Origin of the sequence: Collinsella aerofaciens (assembly GCF_015548375.1) — a bacterium.
GTDB classification, from domain to species: domain Bacteria; phylum Actinomycetota; class Coriobacteriia; order Coriobacteriales; family Coriobacteriaceae; genus Collinsella; species Collinsella aerofaciens_AB.
The window spans coordinates 1-6,788 of record NZ_JADMWW010000037.1 but is presented as its reverse complement, the minus strand read 5'-3'; the positions used below and the strand labels follow the sequence as shown (position 1 = coordinate 6,788).

6 protein-coding genes and 1 pseudogene are annotated in these 6,788 nt (G+C 56.2%); 3 read left to right on the top strand and 4 right to left on the bottom strand.

Annotated features, from left to right (window positions below):
• The first annotated feature begins 331 nt into the window (after window positions 1–331).
• Complete coding sequence (locus I1969_RS10675) at window positions 332–910, top strand: methylated-DNA--[protein]-cysteine S-methyltransferase (RefSeq protein WP_271748100.1); 579 nt, start codon at window positions 332–334, stop codon at window positions 908–910.
• A gap of 64 nt (window positions 911–974) precedes the next feature.
• On the opposite strand, the gene I1969_RS10670 is transcribed toward I1969_RS10675, so the two are convergent.
• From I1969_RS10670 to I1969_RS10660, 3 genes and pseudogenes are all read right to left on the bottom strand, one after another.
• Window positions 975–1,169, bottom strand: coding sequence for a chloride channel protein (locus tag I1969_RS10670; RefSeq protein WP_195235105.1), 195 nt, complete (start codon window positions 1,167–1,169; stop codon window positions 975–977).
• 35 nt (window positions 1,170–1,204) lie between these two features.
• A pseudogene (locus I1969_RS11365) lies at window positions 1,205–1,360 on the bottom strand (Abi family protein); the annotation flags it as partial.
• A 347-nt stretch (window positions 1,361–1,707) separates the two neighbouring features.
• Window positions 1,708–2,346, bottom strand: a complete 639-nt coding sequence (locus I1969_RS10660) for a GyrI-like domain-containing protein (protein ID WP_195235104.1) — start codon at window positions 2,344–2,346, stop codon at window positions 1,708–1,710.
• 269 nt (window positions 2,347–2,615) lie between these two features.
• Here I1969_RS10660 and I1969_RS10655 point away from each other — a divergent pair, with 269 nt between their 5' ends.
• Window positions 2,616–3,317 carry an ABC transporter ATP-binding protein gene (locus I1969_RS10655; protein WP_195235103.1) on the top strand — a complete coding sequence of 234 codons (702 nt, stop codon included), beginning with the start codon at window positions 2,616–2,618 and terminating at the stop codon, window positions 3,315–3,317.
• A 5-nt stretch (window positions 3,318–3,322) separates the two neighbouring features.
• Entirely contained in the window at window positions 3,323–6,088 is a 2,766-nt protein-coding gene (locus I1969_RS10650; protein ID WP_229028401.1) for an FtsX-like permease family protein, read from the top strand.
• Window positions 6,089–6,204: 116 nt separating this feature from the next.
• Here the strand turns inward: I1969_RS10650 and I1969_RS10645 are convergent, their stop codons facing one another.
• The gene (locus tag I1969_RS10645; RefSeq protein WP_195235102.1) at window positions 6,205–6,525 is read right to left on the bottom strand and encodes a multidrug transporter; all 321 of its coding nucleotides are present in this window, start codon (window positions 6,523–6,525) and stop codon (window positions 6,205–6,207) included.
• Window positions 6,526–6,788 lie beyond the last annotated feature (263 nt).

Sequence of the window (6,788 nt, the reverse complement as noted above, 5' to 3'; positions counted from 1 at the left end):
GTATTACGAGCTCCTGTGCGAATTGGAGAGAGCGCTCCCGCAAACTGCCTCTTGACAACTTATAGGAGCGTCGGTTTTATCGCATGAATCCTGCTGTTTTGCAGTCAAAAAATGCGGATGCTTCGGGGCCCTAGTTTTACTCGTTCACTTCTCGGAAAACCATTCACCTTCGTTTTTGCCGGACATCGTTTTGGGCGTTGTGACTCGGTATCGGCCGATATTGAGAGGAAAAACTCCCTCCCTTGGACAATCGAGCCCGCCCAGACGTATCTGCGGGGGTTGTCTGCACAATTCGCGGTATTATGGTGCGGAGTTTTGAAAGGAGCCGCTGGTGGTCACGACGACGTTTGCTTCGCCCTTGGGCGAAATCTTGCTTGCCGCTGATGGCCGCGGTTTGACGGGGCTTTGGTTTGAGGGTCAGGAGCACTTTGGCTCTACGCTGCTCAAAGAGGATGCGGAGTATGTCGTAGGTGCCGATGCGGTTTCTGGTACCGGTGGGATGTCTTCGGTGAGTCCGGCAAATGGCGCGGCATCTTCGGTGCTTGAGCGTTCTTGGGCTTGGCTGAATGCTTATTTTGCGGGGCAGGAGCCTCGGTTTACGCCGCCGTTGCATATGATTGGCACGGCGTTTCAGCGTGAGGTTTGGTTTGAGCTGCTTTCTATCCCGCGTGGCGAGGTCGCTACGTATGGTGAGATCGCCCAGCGTGTTGCGGCTCGACATCGTGTACCGGGAAACGAAGCACCCGTTGTGTCTCCCCGTGCCGTGGGGGCCGCGGTCGCGCGTAATCCCATTTCGATTATCGTGCCGTGCCATCGCGTGGTCGCGGCCGACGGCTCGCTTAACGGATATGCCGGCGGCCTCGACCGTAAGGAGTGGCTGCTCCGGCTTGAGGGCGCGTACGAGGAATAACGTTCGAGCACTTTGCATAGCCAAGACGCCGTTTCCGGTTGAGACCACCTGCTTGGACATCCATCTACGTCCGCTTCTGCAGGGCGTAGATCGACTTATCCATGTTGAACAGGTAAGCCACGACGCAGACAATAAAGAACTTCGGCAAGTCGCCAAAGCCGAAGACTTCGCAGCCAATAAGGATCGGCGCGAGCAGCGTATTGGTGGCGCTGCCAAAGACGGCGGCGTATCCCAGCGCGGCGCAAAGCCCGATGGGCATGCCGAGTTGAGCCTCGTTATGGTGACATCTGGGTAACAGAAAGGCCCGCGTTCCTCAGAGGCAAGATAGGCAATTCTGCTTCTGAGGTAGATCTCAATTCTGCCGACCGCATCAAACATTAACTGCCGGAGGGCTCGGTCAAATTCATACGTGTAGATGATGGTTTCGAATGCTGTGCCTTCGCGAAAGATGGTAATCCCGGACTTGCATTTGGTTTGCAGGGAAACCAGTAGGCCGACAGTTTGTAGTGGCCGACTTCGACCAAAGCTCGCTCGAGTTCGCTTTGATCAGAGCACTTAAGACCCTTGTTTTCTGTCAATAGTGCTATCTGTTCGTTGATGGATATCCGCGACTTCCGGTATTTCATTTAAGCCTCTTGATAGAAAAAGGGCTGGAGTTGCGCATCGTTGAGAGGCTTTCCAGCTTTAGCAAAACAAACTTATAAGATGCGACGGGCCGCGTCAGGATAATTACCGGACGGCCTAGGTGGCGGCTGGTTGACTGGCTTAAAACCTAGCGCGTGAAATGACGCTCCATGCTATTCGGCGCGCTTGATAGGATGACGAACCACAGTCTTAAGTTTCTCCGGTGCACATTTGCGCGGATCGGAGAGATAGATTTCGTGATGTAAACGGGTGTCTGAGAAGTCGGGAACATAGCCCTGCTCGATCGTGTATTCATGCATAGCGTTTACGGTCGCCGGTTCGTTGCCGTAGGGCCCGGTGTGCATGCATTGAACGCAGAGACCCTCGTCAACTTTAAGCAGCTCGACGGCGGAAAAGTCCAGTTTCTTTTTGGTCGTGGCTTCCGCGACTGCCCAGTCAAAGTCATCTCGGGTGACGAAATCGGGCAGGCGAATGCACGAGATAAAGTTGAAATCGTCCTTGCGTACATAATCGATGTCGCCGCTCGGGGAGTCTTGCCACCAGAAACCCTCGAGCGGCGGTACCACAAAGTCGAAATAGCCCTCGATACTCCTTGAGCCTTTCTTCGACATCTTGACGGTATAGGCGATGCCGTAAAGTAGCGGCAAGGCGTTTTGATACTCGCCACCTTCGGTATTTGGGTCGCCCTTTCCGCGAACGGCAACGTAGCTCATAGGCGGGACAGTTACGATACTCGGCTTGCTTGCAGGTTTGTAGAGCTCCTTGCATTCTTTCTTAAAGTCGAACGCCATGTTGGCCGCCTTTCTGCGTATTGGCCTGCTTAGATAACGGAATCATATCATAGAAACGAACAGCTGTTCGAATGATTTTGCTGACAGATAGAGATGCGTGCGTTGTGTTTGGCGGTCGGCCTGACCCCGTTGATGATTTCTCTGCCTCCCGGCGCTTGCCTGCGCTCCCCGTTTCCCCATATAAAACCTGCCAAAATGAACCTGTCCCTTTTTGGTCGGCGTGAAATGGGTAATACTAAAGAGTTATCCGACCAGATGGGAACCGATCGATGGCCTATATCGAATTCAAAGACGTCATCAAAGCATACGGCGAGGGCGATGCCCGCATCCATGCGCTCGACGGCGCGAGCTTTACCGTTGAGCGCGGTGAGCTCGCCATTATCCTGGGCGCCTCGGGTGCCGGCAAGACCACGGCGCTCAACATCCTGGGCGGCATGGATACGGTAACCTCCGGCTCCGTGACAGTGGACGGGCGCGATGTGAGCTCTGCCAATGAGGCACAGCTCGTGGAATACCGCCGCGCCGACGTCGGCTTTGTTTTCCAGTTCTACAATCTGGTCCCCAACCTGACGGCGCTCGAAAACGTCGAGCTCGCGGCGCAAATCTGCCCCGATTCGCTCGATGCCGAACAGACGCTTCGCCAGGTTGGCCTGGGCGAACGCCTGGGCAACTTTCCGGCACAGCTTTCGGGCGGCGAGCAGCAGCGCGTGTCCATCGCCCGCGCACTGGCAAAGAACCCCAAGCTGCTCCTGTGCGACGAGCCCACGGGCGCGCTCGACTATAAAACCGGCAAGCAGATCTTGCAGCTGCTGCAGGATACCTGCCGCAAGCAGGGCATTACGGTCATTATCATCACGCACAACTCCGCGCTCGCGCCCATGGCCGATCGCCTGATCCGCTTTAAGAGTGGTCGCGTGGAGAGCGAGACGGTCCAGCAAAATCCCGTGCCTATCGAGACGATCGAGTGGTAGCGCCCATGGACCAGGACCGCCAAAACAGCCAACGCCGCGACGCGCGGAACATGGAGCACGAGCAGGATTTTACGACCTATCGCACCGCCCAAAGTTCAAACGATATGGTGCCGACGGTTTTTCGCCGCGGCATCCACCGCACAATCCGCGGCAGTCTTAAGCGCTTCTTATCTATCGTGGTCATCACCGCGCTTGGCGTGAGCGTGATGTGCGGTCTTAAGGCAGGCTGCGAAGATTTGCGCGATTCGGTCGACGCCTATTTTGACCAGCAGAATGTCTATGACATTAACGTGCAGTCGACCTATGGCCTTACGCGCGACGATCTTGCGGCTATCCAAGAGGTCGACGGCGTCGAGACGGCCGAGGGTATCTACACCGAGACCGCCTACACCGCCGTGGGCACAGCGCGCGAGCGCGTGGTCGTGCAAAGTCTCTCCAAGGAGAACATCGATCAGCCGGTGCTCGTGAACGGCGATTTGCCCGAGAGCGCCGATGAGGTCGCGGTGACTTCGAAGTTCCTGAAGGCTTCGGGCAAAAGGCTCGGCGATACGGTGAGCTTTGCCGCCAATGACGTGAGCTCGTCCAACCAAAGTGCCAAGGATCAGTTCGGCACAGGCAATTACACCATCACGGCCGAGGTTCTCGATCCCACCGACGTGAGCTCCGACTCGACGGTCAACGCCTTCCGTGCCGCCTCGGCTGCGGACTATAAGTTCTATGTGAACGAGGACGCCGCGACATCTTCTTCCTACTCCTCGGTCCACGTGATCGTCGAGGGAGCCAAGAGCCTCAACTCCTATTCGGATGCCTACACGACAAAGATCAACGAGGTCAAGGGCAATATCGAGAAGATCCGCAGGGAGCGTGAGAAGGCACGTGCTCAGGAGTTGACGGTTGACACGCCGGCAAGCTTGGATGCGGCCGAGCGCCAGGCGAATATGCTCTTTGGGATTGAACAGGGCAACATCGACCGTATGGCCGAGGGCAGCGACGAACGTGCACAGGCGCAAGCTGACCTGGACCAGCGCCGCGCCGCCGCTGACCAGCATTTTGCCGATGCCCGCGCCGAGCTTTCCGATCTGGGCGAATGCACTTGGTACATCCAGGACCGCGGTAACATCGCAAGCTACTCGAGCGTCGAGAGCGATAGCTCGTCAATTGAGGCCATCGCCACGGTGTTCCCGTTTATCTTCTTTATCGTCGCCGTGCTCATCAGCCTCACCACCGCCACGCGTATGGTTGAGGAGGAGCGCACGCTCATCGGCCTGTATAAGGCGCTCGGTTATTCGCGCGGGCGCATCCTGTCCAAATACGTGGACTATGCGCTGTGGGCTTGTCTGATCGGCGGCGTGCTCGGCAACATCATCGGCTTTGTGGGCCTGCCGCTGTTCTTGTTTACGGTGTTCGACGACATGTACTCGCTGCCTCAGATGCTGCTTTCGTACGACATCGTGTCCTCAATCGTCTCGGTGGCGCTGTTTGCCGTGGGCGTGGTGGGCGCCACGATTATCGCCTGTCGTCACGAGATGGCCGAGACCCCAGCCTCGCTCATGCGTCCCAAGGCCCCGCGCGCCGGCTCGCGTATCTTGCTTGAGCGTATCGGCTTTATCTGGCACCGCATGGGCTTTTTGAACAAGGTGGCAGCGCGTAACCTGTTCCGCTACAAAAAGCGCGCCTTTATGACCATCTTCGGTATCGCCGGCTGCACGGCGCTCGTGATCTGCGGCATGGGCATCCGTGACACGTCGGTGGCGCTTTCGCCCAAACAGTACGGGCATATCACGCGCTACGACCTGCTGGCGGTCGCCAATCCCGACGACTTTACTCAGACGTGCGCGGCATTGGATGAGCGCAGCGCGGCCAATGATTCCAACGTGACCGCGACCTCGACCCTGCCGATTATGACCGACAACGTCACCTTTACGTTTGGCGGCAAGAGCGAGACCGTGCAGCTGATCGTGGTGCCCGATGACCGCACGGGTGACTTGGGCAATTACGTTCGCCTTGAGGATGAGTCCAAAGAGCCGCTGTCTTTGCGTGACGGAGATGTGTATCTGAGCAAGAGTTCACAGCTGGTGCTGGGGATTCAGCCGGGCGATACAGCACACGTCCAGGATTCGTCGCTCAACGTTGCCAAGGTCAAAGTCAGCGACATTTCGCTCAACTATCTGGGCAACACGCTTTATATGACTCAGGGCACCTATGAGCGCGCGTTCGGTCGAAGCGCACGCCTTAACGGCGTCTTTGTGCTGCTTAAGGGTTCGTCGGCCGACCAGATTGCGTTTAGCAAGAATCTTAAGAGTGACGGTTGGCTCACCATTTCGAGCACGGCCGAACATTGGCAGAACTACGAGGCGAACTTTGCGATTATCAATTCCGTCGTGGTGCTCGTGACCTTTATGGCGGCGTGCCTATCGTTTGTGGTGGTGTTTACGCTGTCCAACACGAATATCTCCGAACGCGAGCGCGAGCTGGCGACCATTAAGGTGTTGGGCTTCCGTCGCGGCGAGGTGCACCACTACGTCAACAAGGAGACGTTGATTCTCACGGCGATTGGCGCCGCTCTGGGCGTGCCGTTAGGCGGCTTGCTGGCCGAGAGCTTTACCTACATCCTGCAGATGCCATCGCTGTACTTTGACGTTGAGGTCGAGCCGCTGAGCTATGTGCTTGCCGTGGTGCTTTCCTTTGGCTTTACGTTTATCGTCAACCTCGCCACCAATCGTACCCTCAACAAGATCGACATGGTCGGCGCCCTCAAGAGTGCCGAGTAATCCGCCAAAAAGGGACAGGTTTATTTTGGCAGGTTTTATCTGGGCAAACGCCGGACAACCATTAGGTGGCCCAGCGTTTGCCCCGTTTTGCTGGGGATGTCTGTCGTTCAGTGCTCTTACTGGCCAATCCAGTGTTGCGCATAGCTCTTAATGTCTTCGGTAAAACCGTCAAGGTCGTCAAGGGTGATCACGCTGTCGATAAGCAAATTGGCTATCTCGCGGTGCATTGTGCTGCGGCGAATGTCGTTTGCAATTACGCCTGAGGACAGCTTGTCTCTATTGAGGCGCTCTTCTAGTGCCCAAAATCTACTGGACGCTTCGCTGTCGCCGTTCAGCATCTCAACGTACTGGCCGATGAGCTTTTCCATATAACGTTCTTGCCATTGAGGAAGCATTTTCTTAAACAGCTTCCAGTCGCTTTCGGTTACGTCGCGCATATGTTCTCCGCTCGTCAAACGGGCTTTCCATTTGCCTTTCATTTTATTTGGTTTTCGCTCGCAGGTGCGGATGAGAGGCTCTCTTTAGCCTTCGAGATTGGGCTTGAATGGGTCGTATGCCACAAAACGGGCCTATCTACTACGTTTAATTGGATACCCTCAACCATGCCGGGAAAACGAAAAATAAAACCGACGCTCCTATAAGTTGTCAAGAGGCAGTTTGCGGGAGCGCTCTCTCCAATTCGCACAGGAGCTCGTAATAC

Bases quoted from the DNA above. Each gene is read 5' to 3' on its own strand.
- I1969_RS10670 (WP_195235105.1), bottom strand. From the start codon at position 1,169: ATGCCCATCGGGCTTTGCGCCGCGCTGGGATACGCCGCCGTCTTTGGC.
- I1969_RS10660 (WP_195235104.1), bottom strand. From the start codon at position 2,346: ATGGCGTTCGACTTTAAGAAAGAATGCAAGGAGCTCTACAAACCTGCA.
- I1969_RS10655 (WP_195235103.1), top strand. From the start codon at position 2,616: ATGGCCTATATCGAATTCAAAGACGTCATCAAAGCATACGGCGAGGGC.
- I1969_RS10650 (WP_229028401.1), top strand. From the start codon at position 3,323: ATGGACCAGGACCGCCAAAACAGCCAACGCCGCGACGCGCGGAACATG.
- I1969_RS10645 (WP_195235102.1), bottom strand. From the start codon at position 6,525: ATGCGCGACGTAACCGAAAGCGACTGGAAGCTGTTTAAGAAAATGCTT.